The organism is Streptomyces sp. RLA123, from assembly GCF_056270165.1.
The window spans coordinates 8,065,145-8,082,547 of sequence record NZ_JBWDOR010000003.1; the positions used below are offsets into that span (position 1 = coordinate 8,065,145).

The 17,403-nt window shown below is 71.0% G+C and carries 16 protein-coding genes; 11 read left to right on the forward strand and 5 right to left on the reverse strand.

The window, feature by feature from the left end; genetic code table 11:
- Positions 1 to 24: 24 nt before the first annotated feature.
- From RV983_RS36930 to RV983_RS36955, 6 genes are all read left to right on the forward strand, one after another.
- Positions 25 to 1,458 (forward strand): aldehyde dehydrogenase family protein, encoded by a 1,434-nt coding sequence (locus tag RV983_RS36930; protein ID WP_475990069.1) that lies wholly within the window; start codon positions 25 to 27, stop codon positions 1,456 to 1,458.
- Between the two features lie 77 nt (positions 1,459 to 1,535).
- Positions 1,536 to 2,852, forward strand: a complete 1,317-nt coding sequence (locus RV983_RS36935) for an ABC transporter substrate-binding protein (protein ID WP_475990070.1) — start codon at positions 1,536 to 1,538, stop codon at positions 2,850 to 2,852.
- A 37-nt stretch (positions 2,853 to 2,889) separates the two neighbouring features.
- A complete protein-coding gene (locus tag RV983_RS36940) occupies positions 2,890 to 3,885 on the forward strand; it encodes a carbohydrate ABC transporter permease (RefSeq protein WP_475990071.1) in 996 nt (331 codons plus the stop codon).
- Positions 3,882 to 4,778: a carbohydrate ABC transporter permease gene (locus tag RV983_RS36945; RefSeq protein ID WP_475990072.1), complete on the forward strand. Its 897-nt coding sequence runs from the start codon at positions 3,882 to 3,884 to the stop codon at positions 4,776 to 4,778. Before RV983_RS36940 ends, RV983_RS36945 begins: the two co-directional genes overlap by 4 nt.
- Complete coding sequence (locus tag RV983_RS36950) at positions 4,778 to 5,755, forward strand: aldo/keto reductase (protein WP_475990073.1); 978 nt, start codon at positions 4,778 to 4,780, stop codon at positions 5,753 to 5,755. Before RV983_RS36945 ends, RV983_RS36950 begins: the two co-directional genes overlap by 1 nt.
- Positions 5,752 to 6,396, forward strand: a complete 645-nt coding sequence (locus tag RV983_RS36955) for a ThuA domain-containing protein (RefSeq protein WP_475990074.1) — start codon at positions 5,752 to 5,754, stop codon at positions 6,394 to 6,396. The genes RV983_RS36950 and RV983_RS36955 overlap by 4 nt, the downstream gene beginning before the upstream one ends.
- A gap of 171 nt (positions 6,397 to 6,567) precedes the next feature.
- Here RV983_RS36955 and RV983_RS36960 read toward each other — a convergent pair whose 3' ends face one another.
- A complete protein-coding gene (locus RV983_RS36960; protein WP_475990075.1) occupies positions 6,568 to 7,452 on the reverse strand; it encodes an SDR family oxidoreductase in 885 nt (294 codons plus the stop codon).
- A 135-nt stretch (positions 7,453 to 7,587) separates the two neighbouring features.
- Positions 7,588 to 8,457, reverse strand: coding sequence for a winged helix-turn-helix transcriptional regulator (locus RV983_RS36965; RefSeq protein ID WP_475990076.1), 870 nt, complete (start codon positions 8,455 to 8,457; stop codon positions 7,588 to 7,590).
- Between the two features lie 89 nt (positions 8,458 to 8,546).
- On the opposite strand from RV983_RS36965, the gene eno reads away from it, so the two are divergent.
- From eno to RV983_RS36985, 4 genes are all read left to right on the forward strand, one after another.
- A complete protein-coding gene (eno, locus tag RV983_RS36970) occupies positions 8,547 to 9,830 on the forward strand; it encodes a phosphopyruvate hydratase (protein WP_475990077.1) in 1,284 nt (427 codons plus the stop codon).
- Positions 9,831 to 9,978: 148 nt separating this feature from the next.
- Positions 9,979 to 10,935 (forward strand): NAD(P)-dependent oxidoreductase, encoded by a 957-nt coding sequence (locus tag RV983_RS36975; protein ID WP_475990078.1) that lies wholly within the window; start codon positions 9,979 to 9,981, stop codon positions 10,933 to 10,935.
- Between the two features lie 16 nt (positions 10,936 to 10,951).
- Positions 10,952 to 11,080: a hypothetical protein gene (locus RV983_RS36980; RefSeq protein WP_475990079.1), complete on the forward strand. Its 129-nt coding sequence runs from the start codon at positions 10,952 to 10,954 to the stop codon at positions 11,078 to 11,080.
- 1,257 nt (positions 11,081 to 12,337) lie between these two features.
- On the forward strand, positions 12,338 to 13,189 hold the full coding sequence (locus tag RV983_RS36985; protein ID WP_475990080.1) for a D-alanyl-D-alanine carboxypeptidase family protein: 852 nt from the start codon (positions 12,338 to 12,340) through the stop codon (positions 13,187 to 13,189).
- A gap of 63 nt (positions 13,190 to 13,252) precedes the next feature.
- Here the strand turns inward: RV983_RS36985 and RV983_RS36990 are convergent, their stop codons facing one another.
- The 3 genes from RV983_RS36990 to RV983_RS37000 all read right to left on the reverse strand — a co-directional run bounded on the left by RV983_RS36990 (position 13,253) and on the right by RV983_RS37000 (position 16,339).
- Entirely contained in the window at positions 13,253 to 14,416 is a 1,164-nt protein-coding gene (locus RV983_RS36990; RefSeq protein WP_475990081.1) for an XdhC family protein, read from the reverse strand.
- A gap of 8 nt (positions 14,417 to 14,424) precedes the next feature.
- Positions 14,425 to 15,174 (reverse strand): SRPBCC family protein, encoded by a 750-nt coding sequence (locus tag RV983_RS36995; RefSeq protein WP_475990082.1) that lies wholly within the window; start codon positions 15,172 to 15,174, stop codon positions 14,425 to 14,427.
- A 205-nt stretch (positions 15,175 to 15,379) separates the two neighbouring features.
- Positions 15,380 to 16,339: a LysR family transcriptional regulator gene (locus tag RV983_RS37000; protein WP_475990083.1), complete on the reverse strand. Its 960-nt coding sequence runs from the start codon at positions 16,337 to 16,339 to the stop codon at positions 15,380 to 15,382.
- 171 nt (positions 16,340 to 16,510) lie between these two features.
- Between RV983_RS37000 and RV983_RS37005 the strand changes: the two genes are divergently transcribed.
- A complete protein-coding gene (locus RV983_RS37005; RefSeq protein WP_475990084.1) occupies positions 16,511 to 17,398 on the forward strand; it encodes an FAD binding domain-containing protein in 888 nt (295 codons plus the stop codon).
- Positions 17,399 to 17,403: the final 5 nt, after the last annotated feature.

Below are 17,403 nucleotides of genomic sequence, written 5' to 3' on the forward strand. Positions count from 1 at the left end.
AAACACACGTACAGGGGTGCTCCGATGAGTCATGCGCAGACCACGGCGGTGGACTACACCGCCGAGGTGTTCATCGACGGCCGGTTCGAACCTCCCGCGTCCGACTGGCTTCCCGTCCTCGACAAGGGATCCGGAGCGGCGTTCGGCCGCTACGGCAACGCGTCCGCGGCGCAGGTCGACCGCGCGGTCGCCGCGGCGAAACGGGCGCAGCCGGCGTGGGCGGAGACCGACGCCAACACCCGGTGCGCCCTGCTCCGGGCGTTCGCCGCCGAGCTGGAGTACCGCCACGACGAGCTGATCGACCTCATCATCAGAGAGACGGGCGGCACGGCCGAGAAAGCCGACGAAGAGCTGGGCCAGGCCGTCAGCCAGCTCCTCAACTCCGCCACCCAGCTCACCGAGAACGCCGGCTCGATCCTTCCCCCGTACAAGGGCGGCAAGATCTCCCTGTCGCGCGCGGTGCCGCTGGGCGTCATCGGCCTCATCGTCCCGTGGAACTATCCGATGAGCCTGGCGATGCGGGCTCTGGCACCGGGCTTGGCCTACGGCAACGCGGTCGTTCTCAAGCCCGCGGAGCTCACCCCGGTCGCCGGCGGTCAGGTGCTCGCCGAGGCGGCCCGCGCCGCCGGCATACCGGAGGGCGTCCTCGCCGTGCTGCCCGGGGACGGGCCGGACACCGGCAGCGCGCTCTACCGGCACCCGGGGCTGGACCTGATCCACTTCACCGGATCCTTCGAGGTCGGCCGCGCGATCACGGACTTCGCCGCCCGGACGGGCACAGCGGTCGTGACCGAACTCGGCGGGGACAACGCCTTCGTCGTGCTCGACGACGCGGACATCGACCAGGCGGCCAGTTGCGCGGTCTGGACATCGCTGTGGTACCAGGGCCAGACGTGCATCAGCGCGGGGCGGCACATCGTGCACCGGGAGGTGGCCGACGCCTTCACCGAGGCGGTCGTGGAGCGGGTGCGCAAGCTCCGCGTCGGTGACCCGCTGCGCGACGAAGTCGACCTCGGTCCGGTCATCAGCGCCGTCCAACTGGCCCGTTTCCACGACGGGCTCGTCGAGCCGTCCGTCGCGGCCGGGGCGAAGGTCGCGGTGGGCGGCACCTACGACGGGCAGTTCTACCAGCCGACCGTGCTGACGGATGTCACACCGCAGATGCCCATCTTCCGCGAGGAGACCTTCGGGCCCGTCATGCCGATCACCGTGGTGGACTCCGAGGCCGAGGCCCTCGACCTCGTCAACCGCCACCGGACCCTGATGAACTCGGTCTTCACCGGCGACCCGCTGCGGGGTCTCGCCTTCGCCGAACGGGTCGCCTGCAACGAGGTACACGTCAACGACGGCTACGCCCGTCACGGTGGCGAGGGACAGCTCGCCGCGTTCACCCGCCGGCAGTGGGTCGGCCTGCAGACAGCACCGGTGTCCTACCCGGCCTGGGCGCAGGGCAGTTAGCCCCTGACCGGGGCACGGGACACCAGGACCACCAGGACACCGGACCAGGCAACCTCACCGTCAAAGGAGACACCGAAGTGCTCGGGGGCTATTTCAAGAGAGCGGCAGTACTCGGCCTGGCAGCCACCACGGCCCTGACCACCCTGGCCGCCTGCGGCTCGTCGAAGGACTCGTCCAACGGGAAGAGCGACGGGCCCGTCACGCTGACCTACGTCAACTGGGACGGCGGCATGCAGGACGTGGTGGACGAGTGGAACCGGCTGAACCCGAAGGTGCAGGTGAAGCTCAGCAAGCCGTCCGGCACGGGCTACACGCTGTACAACAAGCTGATCACGAACAACCGGGCCGGCACCAACCCGGACATCACCGAGGTCGAGTACCAGGCGCTGCCCGCCCTGATCGCGAACAAGGTGGTGGTGCCGATCGACGACTACGTGGGTGACATCTCGGGCGACTTCGACAAGGCCTCCCTCGCCCAGGTGCAGTTCGAGGGCAAGACCTACGGCGTTCCCCAGAACATCTGCCCGATGGTCTTCTTCTACCGCAAGGACATCTTCGACCGGCTCGGCCTCAAGGCGCCGGCCACCTGGGACGAGTACGCGGCCGCCGCCCAGACCATCCACAAGCACAACCCCAAGCAGTTCATCGGCAACTTCACGGCGGCCGACGCGGGTTGGTTCGCGGGCCTGGCCCAGCAGGCGGGGGCCGACTGGTGGACGGCCTCGGGCGGCAAGTGGACCGTCGCCATCGACGACGCGCCCACCAAGAAGGTCGCCGACTACTGGGGCGACCTGGTCCAAAAGGGCCTGGTCAGTCCGGAGCCGAACTGGTCCCCGCAGTGGAACACCGACATGAACAACGGCAGCCTGGTCGGCTGGGTCAGCGCGCAGTGGGCGCCCAACCAGTTCCCCGGGATCGCCAAGGCCACCGCAGGCAAGTGGGTCGCCGCGCCGCTGCCCGCCTGGGCACCGGGCGACAAGACCGTCGGCATCTGGGGCGGTGAGACCGAGGCGGTGACCGCGAACTCCAAGCACCCCGCCGAGGCCGCGAAGTTCGTCAAGTGGATGAACTCCTCCGCCGGCGGCGCGAAGATCCTCATCGACAAGGTCAACGCGTTCCCCGCCTCCAAGGCGAACCAGCAGTCGGACGCGCTCAAGACACCGCCGCCGTTCATGTCCGACCAGCCGGACTACTACACCCTGATGGCCGAGCAGGCGGCCAACGTGCGCACCTTCCAGATCTGGGGGCCGAACGCCAACGTCACCTTCGACAGCTACTCCAACGCCTTCGCCTCCGCGCTGCAGAACAAGACGTCGTTGTCCGCGGCGCTGACCGCGATGCAGAAGGCGACAGTCGACGACATGAAGCAACGCGGCTTCGACGTCACCGGCTGACCGGCCACCCAGCCCCACACGACAGGAGGACGGGTTCATGAGTGCCATCGAGGACCAGGCGGGTCCGCGGCCCACACCCGGCACACCGCCCCCGGGCACGGGTCCCCGCCGGCTCCCCGGTGGCCTCACCCCGGCGTTGCGCTCCCGGCCCCGGGGGCGACGGCGCACCCTGCTGCCGCAGTTCCTGCTCGCACCCGCGGTGGTGCTGTTCCTGCTGTTCACCGTCGCCCCCGGCGTCTACGCCCTCTACCTCAGCTTCCTCAAGCCGCAGATCGGCGGCGGCCTGCTCGGCAACGAGAACCCGCACGATGTCTTCGCGGGCCTGGAGAACTACCGGGCCACCCTCGCGGACTCCGAGTTCTGGCACAGCATCCTGCGGATGCTGATGGTCGCGGGCGTCGGCGTACCCGCCACGATCTTCTTCGCCACCCTGTTCGCCCTCTGCCTCGACGCGAAACGGGCCCGGCTGGTCGGCATCGCACGGCTGGCCATCTTCCTGCCGTACGCCGTACCGGGCGTCATCGCCTCGCTGCTGTGGGGCTTCATGTACCTGCCGGCGACCAGCCCGATCGGCGGCGACCACATCGACTACTTCGGCTCCGCGGAGGTGTTCTTCTCGGTCGCCAACGTGGCGGTGTGGGGCGTACTCGGCTTCAACATGGTGGTGCTGTACACCACGCTGCGCAGCCTGCCGCGCGAACTGTTCGAAGCCGCCGAGATCGACGGCGCGAGCGAGCTGCAGATCGCGCTGCGCATCAAGCTGCCGCTGCTCGCCCCCACCATGACACTGGTGACGGTGTTCTCGCTGATCGGCGCACTGCAGCTGTTCAACGAACCGACCACCCTGAAGCCCATCGCCAACGCGATCAGCTCGACCTGGGTGCCGCTGATGCGCGTCTACACCGACGCCTTCGTCAACAACGACATCCACCGCGGAGCGGCCACCTCGTTCCTGCTCATCATCATGACCGTCACGGCCACCGCCGTCGCCAGCCTGCTCCTGCGCAGGATGTCCCGAAGGAGTGAGCGATGACCGCCGTCACCACCGGGGCCGGGCCCGAATCGGCGGCAGCACGCCGGCGGACGCCCTCCGGTCCCGTCAACCTGGTCCCCACGATCATCCTGGCCCTCGGCGCCCTGTACTGCGTGCTGCCCGTGCTGTGGATCGTGATCGCGTCCACCAAGACCAACGACGAACTGTTCTCCACGCCGCCGTTCCAGCCCGCGTTCAACGGCGGCTTCGTCTCCAACGTCGAGGCGCTGTTCACGTACAACGACGGCATCTTCGCGCGCTGGGCACTCAACTCCGTGATCTACGCCTTCGGCGGTGCCGCGCTGTCGACGGCCATCTGCGGCTGCGCCGGGTACGCGCTGGGCAAGTACCGCTTCCGCGGCAGCGTCTGGACGTTCCGGATCATCGTGGCCGCGGTCCTGCTGCCCCAGATCATGCTGGCCATTCCCCAGTTCCTGATGCTGGCGAAGGTCGGACTGACCAACAACTACGCGGCGGTCATCCTTCCGCAGCTGGTCAGCCCGTTCGCCATCTACCTCTGCAAGATCTACGCGGAGGCCTCCGTCAGCGACGAGATCATCGAGGCGGCCCGCGTGGACGGGGGCTCGGAGTGGCGCATCTTCCTGTCCATCGGCACCCGTCTCATGGCCCCGGCCCTGGTGACCGTGTTCCTCCTGCAGTTCATCGCCATCTGGAACAACTTCCTGCTGCCGTTCGTCATGCTCAACACCGACCGCCTCTACCCGCTCACCGAGGGACTGTACGGACTGCTGATCATCACCGGAGGCCAGGCCGCGCAGTACTCCATCGTCATCATCGGGGTGCTGCTGTCGATCATTCCGCTGGCCCTGCTGTTCCTGTCGTTGCAGCGCTACTGGCGGGTCGACCTGCTCTCCGGGGGAGTGAAGGCCTGATGCGTCACGGTGCCGGCCCCCGGCCCGCGGTGGCGACACTGCCCCGCCTGGGCTTCGGAGCGGCGGCCATCGCACAGCCGCCCGTACCGACCGGTCAGGCCATGGAGTGTCTCGACGCGGCATGGGACAGCGGATTCCGCTACTACGACACCGCCCCGATGTACGGCGACGGGCGCTCGGAACTGCTCCTGGGCCAGATGCTCCGGGGCCGGCCGCGGGACGCGTACCTGCTGAGCACCAAGGTGGGCCGGCTGGTGCGGCCCGAACACCCGGACACGGCGCGCACCGGCGCGGGCTGGATCTTCGACTTCAGCCACGACGGAGTCCGCACCTCCCTCGAGGAGAGCCTGCGGCGGCTGGGCGTCGACCGGGTGGACCTGGTCTTCATCCACGATCCCGATCACCACTGGGAACAAGCCCTGGACGGCGCATGGCCCGCCCTCGCGCAGCTACGGGACGAAGGGGTGATCGGCGCGGTGGGCGTCGGCATGACCCAGGCACCCATGCTGGCCCGCTTCATCCGGGAAACCGACATCGACGTGGTGCTCGCGGCCGGCGTCTACACCCTGCTCGACACTCAGGCCCGCCTCGAACTGCTGCCCGCGGCCGAGCGCCGGGGCGTCAGGGTCGTCGCGGCCCAGGCCATGCACGGCGGACTGATCGACAAAGTGGCTCATCCGCAGTTCCGCTACCGGCCGGTGACCGAGGAGATCCGGGCGACGGTGGCGCGGATCGCGCGGATCTGCCACGAGCACGGGGTGCCGACCGCCGCCGCCGCTCTCCAGTTCCCGCTGGGACACCCGGAGGTGGCCTGCGTCCTCACCGGCCCCGCCTCGCAGGACCAGCTGCGGGACAACCTCGACTGGGCGACGACCGAGGTCCCGCCGGCCGTATGGAGACGGCTGCGCGAGGAAGGCCTGCTGCCGCCGGTCCCCGTTCCCGCCTCGGCCGCGCCAAGCCCCTGGAGCCTTCCGTGATCCGCATCGTCATCCTCTCCGGCGTGCCCGCGGTCGACGACCCCTGGCACGACTTCACGGCGACATCGCAGGCCATCGCGGACTGTCTGGACGAGCTGGGCCGGACGTGCAGGGTGGAGAGCACCGGCCGGTCCGACCGCGCGGGCCTGAGCGACGCCGACCTGCTGATCGTCAACAGCGGGCTGGGGTCGCCCCCTGGACCGGAGACCGAACCGCCGGCGGCGCTCCTCGACTACCTGGCCTCCGACCGCCCGGTCCTCGGCGTACACACCGCGGCCAACACCTTCGGCGCGGTGCCCGCGTGGACGGAGCGCCTCGGGGTGCGCTGGGTGGAGGGTGTGTCGATGCACCCGCCGATCGGCCGCGAGCGACTGACCCCGGCGGCCGGACCCGTGCTGGCAGGCCTCGGCGAGATCGCGGTCCATGACGAGCTCTACAGCCACCTGGACCTGCTGCGGCCGGCGCACGCGCTCCTGTCGCACACTCTCGACGGCCGCGCCCACCCCCTGGTGCTCGCCCGGGAGGAGGGCCGGCAGCGAACCGTCTACGACGCCCTCGGCCACGGCGCCGAGTCCTACGAGTCGCCCGCCCGCCGCGAACTGCTGCGCCGCGAGGTCCGCTGGCTGCTGGGCTCGGGCTGAGCCGCGCGGATCGGCCCAGCGGTTCGGCAGGTCGGCCCGGTCACGCCGGGTGCTCCGCGAGGCGGTCGACCAGGTGGAGCCGAAGTACGTACCGCTCGTGCAGCGTCTGGCATGCGCAGTGCCCGCATGCCACGCGGCGCCGGGCCGCGCGAAGCGGTGCGGCCCCCGTCGCTACGGCCCCATCGTGAGGGGCGCTGTGGACGCGACGGCGTCCGCGGACGCCGCCGGCGGCTGGTCCGTGCCGGTGATGAAAGCGCGTGCGGCCGCGAGTTCTTCGCGTGTGGCGTCCTCGATCATGTCGAGGAAGGCGTAGGCGTCGGGGCCGATCGGCACGCGCAGTGGCGTCGTGTCGGCTGCGACCAGCCGCAGGACGTGGGCGGCGAAGGTCTCGGGGTCGCTGAGGGTGGGGTTGTCGTCCATGCCGCGCAGGCCCGTTCGGGTCCCGTCCGTGCTCTGCGCGTACGCCGGGATGCAGGTGGCGGCGTCGGCCACGGATGTGCCGTAGCGGGTGGCGAACCCTCCCGGCTCCACCGCGGTCACCCGGATCCCGAACGGTGCCACCTCCGCGGCGAGTGCCTGGCTCATGCCCTCCAGCGCGTACTTGCCCGCCACGTACGCGGACAGGCCGGGAAATCCCATCCGGCCCGCCAAGGATGAGACGTTCACGATGTGGCCGGACCCCCGGCGGCGCATCTGTGGCAGGACCAGGCGCGTGAGGCGCCACGGGGCTACCGTCAGCACGTCGAGCTGGGCGCGCAGCTCGTCGTCGGAGATCTCCTCCAGCGCCCCGAGCAGGCCCGTTCCGGCGTTGTTGACGAGCACGTCGACCCCGCCGAAGTGCTCGACGGCGTGGGCCACCGCGGCTTCGCATTGCCCCGGGTCGCACACGTCGAGAACCGCGGTCGTCACCCGGTCCGGGTACCGGGCCGTCAGATCCTCCAGAGCGGCGGGCCGGCGGGCCGTTGCGACCACCAGGTCACCGGCTTCCGCGGCAGCGCCCGCCAGAGCCCGCCCAAGTCCCGAAGAACACCCCGTCACCAGCCATCGCCGCGTCATACGCCCCCCTTGTCACGGTCCTTGTCGCGGCCGGAACCGAGCCGCCCCCGCGTCGATCCTGACAGGCGAAGGCGGCTCGCAGCAGGAGCGCACGGAAGCGAAAGCGGCGCATGCCCGCGCGGCGCGGTCCGGCCTTCAGGCGTGATCGGCCGCGACCGCCGTGGCGAGGCGCCGGGCCTCGTCCACCGCGTGCGGGATGTCGTCGACGGGGAAGAGGACGTGCCGTACGGTCCGCTCCCGGTCCAGGACGAGGACGCTGCGCTTGAGGCGCGGCCTCCCGGCGGCGTGGAAGGTGGGCAGGCGCAGGGCCGCCGCCAGGTGCAGACGGGAGTCCGACAGGAGCGGATACGGCACCGATTCGGACCGGGCGAAGGCGGCCTGCTCGTGGGGGAGCTGGGTGCTGACGCCGTGGACGGCGGCGCCTGCCTCCCGGAAGGCGGGCCAGGCGTCGCGGAACAGCCGGTTCTCCAGGGTGCAGCCGGCCGCTCCGGGCAGCGGTTCCTCCCACTGCACCCCGGTGCCGGGGTAGGTGAACAGGACGGTCGCGGCGGCGTCGGGGGCGACCGCGTCGAGCGGTGCCCCGTCGCTGCCGGGCAGTTCCAGCCCAGCGGCCAGCCGGGTGCCGGTCAGGGAATGCACGCGGGCGTGCTCCGCGCTGTCCTCGGCCGCCGTCGCGGTGAGGCTTCCGTCACCCAGCACCCAGCGGTCGCCCCAGTCCTGCATCGCCACCAGCAGCGGGAGCAGCCCGAGGCCCGCGTCCGTCAGCAGGTACTCGTACCGGACCGGGCGGCGCTGGTAGAGGCTGCGACGCAGGACGCCGTTCGCGACGAGCCGTCCGAGCCGTTCGGTGAGGACCTTGCGGGACAGGCCCAGTTCCGCGGCGAGGGCGTCGAAACGTACGTGCCCGCGGGCGATCTCCCGCAGGACCAGGACGTTCCACCAGTCACCCATGACCACGGCGGCCTGGGCGATCCCGCAGGCCGCGTCGGCGTTGTGCATCTTCATGGCCCCATAGTAAGTTCCCTCCGGGAACTCACTTTGTTTCGGTGGGGAACTTATTAGGGATCGAACGATCGAACGTGAGGAGCTGCACCATGACCGCCATCACCCGCGTCCTCGGGCGCGAGATCATCGACAGCCGGGGCAACCCCACCGTCGAGGTGGACGTCGAACTGTCGGACGGATCGCTCGGCCGTGCCGCCGTACCCTCCGGGGCGTCGACCGGCGCCCGGGAGGCCGTGGAACTGCGGGACGAGGATCCCGGCCGCTTCCACGGCAAGGGAGTGCGCCGGGCCGTGGACGCCGTCAACGAGACGATCGCGGACACCGTGACGGGTCTCGACGCGGAGAACCAGGCCGCTGTCGACGCGGCGCTGATCGAACTGGACGGCACCCCCAACAAGGCCCGGCTCGGGGCGAATGCCACCCTCGGTGTCTCGCTCGCCGTGGCCAAGGCCGCCGCGGCCGCTCACCGCCTGCCGCTGTACCGGTACGTCGGCGGCGTGGACGCACGACTGCTGCCCGTGCCGATGATGAACATCATCAACGGCGGCGCGCACGCCGACAACCCGCTGGACTTCCAGGAGTTCATGATCGCCCCGATCGGAGCGGCCACCTTCGCCGAAGCCGTACGCATGGGCTCCGAGGTCTTCCACACCCTGCGCCGCGACCTCATCGCCGCCGGCCACAACACCGGCGTCGGTGACGAAGGCGGATTCGCCCCGAACCTGCGCTCCGCCGACGAAGCCCTGGACTTCGTCGTGCGTGCCGTCGAGCGCACCGGCTACAAGCCCGGCGAGGACATCACCGTCGTCATGGACCCCGCCACCTCGGAGTTCTACCGGGACGGGATCTACGACTACACGGGTGAGGGCCTGCGCCGCACGCGCGAGCAGCACGTGGACTACCTGGCCGGACTCGTCGCACGCCACCCGGTGGCCTCGATCGAGGACGCGATGGCCGAGGACGACCTCGACGGCTGGCGGCTGCTCATGGCCCGGCTCGGCGACCGCTGCCAGCTCACCGGCGACGACGTGTTCTGCACCAACGAGACCCTGCTGCGCGAGGGCATCGACAACGGGGTGGCCAACTCGATCCTGGTGAAGGTCAACCAGATCGGCACCCTCACCGAGACCCTGGCCACCGTCGGCACCGCACACCGGGCGGGCTACACGGTGGTGATGTCACACCGCTCGGGGGAGACCGAGGACACCACGATCGCCGACCTCGCCGTCGCCACCGGCTGCGGCCAGATCAAGACCGGATCGATGTCCCGCTCCGACCGGACCGCCAAGTACAACCAGCTCATCCGCATCGAGGAGGAACTGGGGTCCCAGGCCCGGTACGCGGGGCGGGAGGCCCTCGGTCTGCGCCGGTAGGGCCGGACCGGACGTCGCCGGGGCGGGACGTGTGTCGCTCGGTACCCCTGACCGTTCCGTGCACCGGCACCTCACGTTGCCGGCGGCCGGACCGCGGTGATGCCGACGCGCGAGCACGGTGCCGGTACGGCCGGGATAGCATCCGCCTGTGTCGACGGTCTGCCTTTTCGGTGTTGGGCGCATGGGCGCACCCATGTGCGGCAATCTCGTCCGCGCGGGACACGAGGTGCGGGCCTTCGACGTCCGGCCCGAACGCCGGGAAGCGGTCCTGACATGCGGGGCCGAGTGGCCCGGTTCCGCCCTCGCCGCGGCGAGGGGAGCGGATGTCCTTCTCACCGTGCTGCCAGGACCGGCCGAGGTCGCGGAGGCGATCGAGGACAGCGTGCTGGAGGTGTTGGCGCCGGGTGCCGTATGGATCGACATGAGCAGCAACACCCCGACAGCGGCGGCTCCTTGCCGGGAGCGGGCGGTTGCTCAGGGACTCGGATTTCTCGAGGCGCCCATCGGCGGATCCCCCGAGGACGCCGCGGCGGGACGGCTGCGGCTCTTCGTCGGCGGGGAGGCCGCGCTCCTCGACCGTCATCGCGCGGTGCTGTCCGCGGTGGCCGACCGCGTCACCCACATCGGTGGATTCGGCACCGGCTACACCGCCAAACTGCTGGTGAACCTCCTGTGGTTCGGCCAGGCGGCGGCCACCGCCGAGGCGCTTCTGCTGGGTGATCGTGCCGGCATAGACCTGGGCGTACTCACTGAGGTCCTGGCCGAGAGCCCGGCCTCGACCGCGTTCATCCGGAAGGATCTGCCGGCTCTTCTCGCCGGCGACTACCTCACCAGCTTCGGCCTGGACCACATCCGTGACCAACTCGCCGCGGTGACGGCCATGGCGGCGCGGTTCGGTACGCCGCACCCCATCGCCGAGACCGTTCGTCGCCTCCACGAGGAGGCACTTGACCACTACGGCCCCGCCGACGGCGAGCTGCTCGCGGTGGCGCTGCTCGAGGCGAAGGCCGGCACACTGCTGCGCCACCCGGCTCAGCAGCCCCAGGTCAGCGAACCCCCGGGTCACTCCTCCGTTGTCGGGGCAGAACGCGAAGTGCTCGGCTGACACCCGGAGGGCTTCCGTGACAGTCGCCGGAGGCGGCCGCCGCGCTGAGACACAGCTCGGCGAAACCGACGCCGACGACACGTGGTCCGTCGTGCGCAGTGGCCGCAAGACGCCCGGCCGCGTCGCGTTGTCGCCGTTCGCCTGATGGCGCTTGAACACGGCCTTGCGGATGGTGACCGTGTTTCCGTGGTCGTCCTTGCCGGTGCGGAGGAAGCAGTTCCGACCTCGCATGTGCGGGCGCTCGCCGGCATCGGCTATCGCTCTGTCAGGCGTCGGTGCCACCAGCCGGCCCCGAACCTGACGGGCGCCGTGGGATCCGGCAGTGTCCGCCGCTCGAATTCCTCGTCGAGTGGCGTGACGATCCGCCGAAGCTCACGGCGGGCGCGCGAAGGCAAGGCCTCCACGATCGCTTCGACGTTGTCCCGACCGGACAGCGGATCGTGGCACGGACAATTCGCGAGTGGCACATAGAGCCGGCGCCCTGGGCGCCGGAGGAACTGCTCGAACTCGTTGAGGGATTCATGCAGGAAACCTGGCCAGAACCGCTCTGCCTCCAGGCGCCGGACAGCACCCTGAGCGCTACGGCCAAGTCCCGATATCTGACTGAACCGGTGGGAATCACCCCGGCCCAACCGCTTCTGGGCGCGCACCGCGCCGGGCGACCTACGCGGCATCGCCCTTTCGGATCAGAGTCATAGAGTCATCATGCCACGCGGACAGACACTGCCCGACGTGAAGTCGGAGGCATGGGCTGACCAACGGCAGCCTCACCAGTAGACGCAGACATGGCGAGTGCTGACTCGCCACTGAATCCGTGGCGTCTGTGCGAACTCCCCATGGGCTAAACCGCACAGCGCCCCGCACCGGCCTGGAGCAACGCGCCGCGCGGCGCCACCACCGTCAGGCATTGCCGCCACACCCGCCAACGCCGGCGACGGCCTGGTAGCGCCATCGCCGGCATCAACTCCTTCGCTATGGCTCCACCGACGCATCTGGCATGGGCGGCGGCAACGTCGACACGCCCCGGCGGCGGCGACCAAGGGCCCCGCCCCCCTCGTGGGCTACGGCTTCCGGCGGCAGGCCACCCCGCGGATGTGCGCGCAGCCCGTCCTACGGCCCGTCGGCATCTGCTTTTCTGCCGGACCACCGCGGCCCGCCCGGGAGGAGCCGGATTGCGGGCCGGTATCGCGCCGCAGCCCGCGGACTCCCACCCCCTCGGAGGATGGATCCGCCAATGCGATGGAACCGCAGAGGACCGAAGAATTTTCGGCGGGACGTACATCTGTTTGCCCCTCTCGGGTGTCCTATGGGTCGGCGGCGTCGTCATGCCGTCAACCCGTAGGGAAATTTGGGGGTATACGCTTTGAAAAGCGGTATAAAAATTACATCTCGGGTGGCTGTGGTGGCCATCACCGCGGGAGGGGTGGTGTCCGCCGGAGCTCTCACGGCCCCGGCCCAGGCTGCGACTCTCCCGGTGCCCGCGATCACCGCCAAGGGCGGTTTCGTGATGAACAACGGGACAGGCAAGACCCTCTTCACGAAGTCCGCCGACACCCGTCGTTCCACCGGCTCGACGACCAAGATCATGACGGCGCGCGTCGTGCTCGCCCAGTCGCATCTGAATCTCGACGCCAAGGTCACGGTCCAGAAGGCGTACAGCGACTACATCGTCGCCAAGGGTGCCTCCTCGGCGCACCTGATCGTCGGCGACAAGCTGACCGTCCGTCAGCTGCTGTACGCGATGATGCTCCCGTCCGGCTGCGACGCGGCCTACGCCCTCGCCGACAAGTTCGGCACCGGCACCTCGCGGGCGGCACGGGTCAAGTCGTTCATCGGCAAGATGAACTCGACGGCCAAGACCCTGGGTCTGAAGAACACCCACTTCGACTCGTTCGACGGCATCGGGAACGGGGCGAACTACTCGACGCCCCGCGACCTGACCAAGCTCGCCAGCAACGCGATGAAGTACTCGACCTTCCGCGGCGTCGTGAAGACGAAGTCGACCAAGCAGAAGGTGACCACGAAGAGTGGCGGCTACCGCTACATGTCGTGGTCCAACACCAACACGCTGCTGGGCAGCTACGCCGGAGCCATCGGGGTCAAGACCGGCTCCGGCACCGCCGCCAAGTACTGCCTGGTCTTCGCCGCGACCCGGAACGGCAAGACGGTCATCGGTACCGTTCTCGCTTCCTCCTCGGCGACCACCCGTGCGACGGACGCGACGAAGATGATGAACTACGCCTTCAAGAAGTAGGCACGTCCGGTATGACGACGGGTCTGCCCACGGCCGCGCGGTCGTGGGCAGACCCGTCGTCGTTCACCGTTCGGCGGGCACTTCGCTCTCCGGCACCGGGCCCGGGAGCGGACCGCCGCCGGCCGCCACAGGGGCCCGGTGGGCGGCCGTGTGGATCGGCCCCTCGGTAGCGCGGAGCGGGCCGCCGCTGCCGCCGCGGCGCCCCGCGATGATCTCGGCGGCGATAGAGACGGCCGTCTCCTGCGGAGTCAGCGCACCGATGTCCAGGCCGATCGGCGAGGAGAGCCCGGCGAGTTCGTCCGGCGTCAGGCCCGCCCGGCGCAGGCGTTCGAGACGGTCCTCGTGCGTGCGGCGGGAGCCCATCGCCCCGACGAAGCCCAGCGCGGGCAGCCGGAGGGCCACCTCCAGCAGCGGTACGTCGAACTTCGGGTCGTGGGTGAGCACGGCGACCATGGTGCGGGTGTCGGTCCGCCCCGCTGCGGCCTCGGCGGCGAGGTAGCGGTGCGGCCAGTCGACGACCACCTCATGGGCGCCGGGGAAGCGGGCCGCCGTGGTGAACACCGGACGCGCGTCGCAGACCGTCACCCGGTGGCCGAGCAGGGCACCCTGGCGGGCGAGGGCGGCCGCGAAGTCCGTGGCGCCGAAGACGAGCAACCGCGGCGGCGGCGCGAACGACCGCACGAACACCCGCCGTTCCCCATACCTCCGCAGACCGTTGGCGCCGTGCGCCAGCAACGCGCGGACGTCCGCCGCGACGGCGGCATCGAGCTCCGCGTCACCGAGCCCGCCGGCCCGGTCCTCGGGACGTACGACCAGCCGGGCGCCGGTGCCCGGACCGGAGACGGTGGTGGCCACGGCGACGGGCCGGCCGGACGCCAGGTCGTCCATGATCCCGGGGAGTTCGGGGAAGGTGGCCGCGGAAACCGGCTCCACGAACACCTCGATCGTGCCGCCGCAGGTCAGCCCCACGGCGAACGCCTCGTCGTCGCTGATCCCGTACCGCTCCGACTGCGCGGTGCCCGTACGCAGCACCTCTCGCGCCACCTCGTACACCGCCGCCTCGACGCAACCGCCCGACACGCTCCCGGCGACCTCGCCGGAGGCCGACACGGCCATCACGGCACCCGGCGGCCGCGGGGCGCTGCGGTACGCGGCCACCACGGTGGCCAGCCCGATGGTGCCGCCCTCGGTGTACCACGCCCGCAGAGGGCCGATCAGCTCACGCATCGCGCTCCCTACCGGGTGAGCCAGACGACGAGGACGACGAGCACGGCGAGCCCCACGACCAGCGGCACGACGCGTTTGACCACCGCGCCCCGGGCGACGCCCAGCAGGTCCAGCGGCTCGGGTTCGGCGGCGGGCCGCTCCGGGGCGGCCTGTACGGCGGCGGGCGCGGCGGGTCCCTGCGGCGCGGCGGTGTCGCTCGCCCCGGAAGTGTCCGGGGAAGGTTCGGCGCCGCGCTCCACGACCGGGTCCTCGTCCGGTGCCCCGCCGGCCGCCGCGCCGGAGGCGGGCGCACCGACCGCTGCGGGCGACCGTTCCGCGGCCAGTTGCCGCTCCAGCGCGTCCACGAACTGTGCCAGCAGTCTCCGGCTGATCTCCTCGATCATCCCCTTGCCGAACTGGGCGACCTTGCCGGTGATGGTGAGCCGGGTCTCCACGGTGACGGCGGTCGCCGTCCCGCCGTCGGCGACCAGCCTGGCCGTGATCCGTGCGTCGGCGTTGCCCTGGCCCCGGGTGTCCCGGCCGCGGGCCCGCAGCACGGCGGTGCGGCCCTCCTCGTCCAGTTCCTCGAACTCGGCGACGCCCTTGTACTGGATGGTCATCGGGCCCACCTTCACCCTGACCACGCCGTTGTACGCGTCGCCGTCCCGGCCGGTCAGCTGGGCGCCGGGCATGCACGGCGCGATCCGCTCGACGTCGGTGAGCAGTTCCCACGCCTCGGCCGGCGGCAGACTCACTCGGAACGCGTTGGTGAAGTCCATCGCGGCAAGCCTCTCTTCCGGATCCTCTGGATTTTCCGGATCCTCCGGAGTTCGGGTGTCACGTATGCCGGTGGCCCGGCCGTCCGGTCGTCAGTCCTCGGCTGCTCCGCCCGGTCCGGCGACGGGTGCCCATACCTTCGGCCCGCGGCCCCGGTGCGTCAACGCGCAGTTCAGCGTTCACTTAAGAGCCCTGGGGCAGGTGGGCTCAGCTCCACAACGTGACGTGGACGGGCGGCCGGAACTCCGTCAGCGGCACGCCGATGGACCGGGCGAGCATGGCCTGGGTGGCGGCGGGCGTGGTGACGAAGCGGCACAGGGCGGCGGCGACCGCGGAACGGCGGTCGGCGGCCAGGGTGCTCGCGTACAGCATGCCGTTGACGGGCATCCCGACGACGTCGAGGACCACCAGATTGCCCCGCCTCAGGTCGTCGCGGACGGCGTGCAGCAGCGCGACCGTCACCCCGTCGCCCGCGGCCACGGCGTTGAGGGCGGCCGTGACGCTGGGAAACGCCGTCGCCCTGGCCGGATCGACGCCGATCCGCGCCAGGAACACGCCCGCGAGGGTGTCGGGATCCATGCCGGCCGGGCCGAAGAGCCACGGCTCCGGCGCGAGCAGGGTGGGCGGCAGCGCGCTCCGCCGGCTCAGAGGGTGGTCCGGCGCCGCCACGACGACGAGCTGGAAACGGAGGAACGGCACCGACTCGATCGAGGGGTGCGGTGCGGGCGCGGGCCCGATGGTGACGTCGGCCCTGCGGTCCCGGAGAAGTTCGCCGAACACCCCCACGGGTACGGCGAGGGTGTCGGCGTCCAGGTCGGGCTGCCGCCGCCCGAAGGCGGCGAGCAGGGCCGGGAGCACCTGCTCGGCCCCGGTCTCGGTGGAGGCGACCCGTAACTGGGCCGTACCCGTGCCGGCCTGCCGCACCCGGTGCCGGGTCTCCTCGGCCAGGCCGACGATCTCGGCGGCGCCCGCCGCGAGCCGCTGCCCTCCCGGGGTGAGGCTGATGCCGCCCGCCGCGCGGATGAAGAGGACGTCGCCCAGCTCCCGGCGGAGCGCCGCGACCGCGCCCGACACCGCCGGCTCGGTGACGTTCAGGGATGCGGCCGCGGCTTTGACCGAGCCCAGACGGGCCACCGCGACGAAGGCCCGGAGCTGCGTAAGCGTCATGGGAGGTATTACATCTGTTCGAGCGTCAACTGTTCCCCCTCCGGATTAACCATTCTCTTCAGACGCCGTTGACCGCTCTCCCGCGCGGGTCCAGGGTTCCCCCACATCGACCCGTCGTCGACCCACGAGACCGGTGACGACCCGGTCCGTCCGGCAGGGAGGGAGGGTGCCGTGCAGGTACCCGCTTCGTTCGAGTACCAACGGGCACGGAGCGTCGAAGAGGCCCTGGAGCTGCTGGGACGCCATGGCGAGGAGGCCAGGGTCCTCGCCGGGGGGCACAGCCTGCTCCCGATGATGAAGCTGCGTCTGGCCGGGCCGGAGGTGCTGGTCGACATCAACGACCTCACCGAACTCGACCACATCGACGAGGTCGGCGGCGAACTGCGGATCGGTGCCCTCACCCGGCACCGGACCCTGCTGGAGTCGCCGCTGATCGGCCGGTACTTCCCGATCGTCCACGACGCCGAGCGGGTGATCGCCGACCCGCCGGTGCGCAACCGGGGCACCATCGGCGGTTCGCTGTGCCAGGCCGACCCGTCGGAGGACCTGTCGGCGGTGTGCGCGGCCCTGCACGCGGTCGCCGTGATCCGCGGGCCCGGCGGCGAACGGACCGTCCCGATGGCCGAGTTCCACCGGGGGCCGTACGAGACCGCGGTCGGCGCGGGAGAGATGCTGACGCAGGTGCGGTTCCCGGTCCGGACCGGGGCCGGCAGCGCGTACGAGAAGCTGGAGCGCAAGTCCGGCGACTGGGCGGTGGCGGCCTCCGGCGTCGCGCTCACCCTGAGGGACGGGCGCATGACGCACGTGGGGGTGGGGCTGGCCGCCGTCGGAGCAGACGGGCTGCACGCGGTGGCCGTGCAGGACCTCCTGGAGGGCCGCGCGCCCTCGCCCGAGCTCTTCGAGGAGGCCGGACGCGTGGCGTCGGCGAACTGCTCGCCGGTCACCGACAGCCGCGGGGCGGCCGAGTACAAGCGGCATCTGGCCGGCGAACTGACCAGGCGGGCCCTGCGGCGCGCCGTCGAGCGGGCCGGCGCGCCCACGGCTCCCGAGGAGGGGTGACGCAC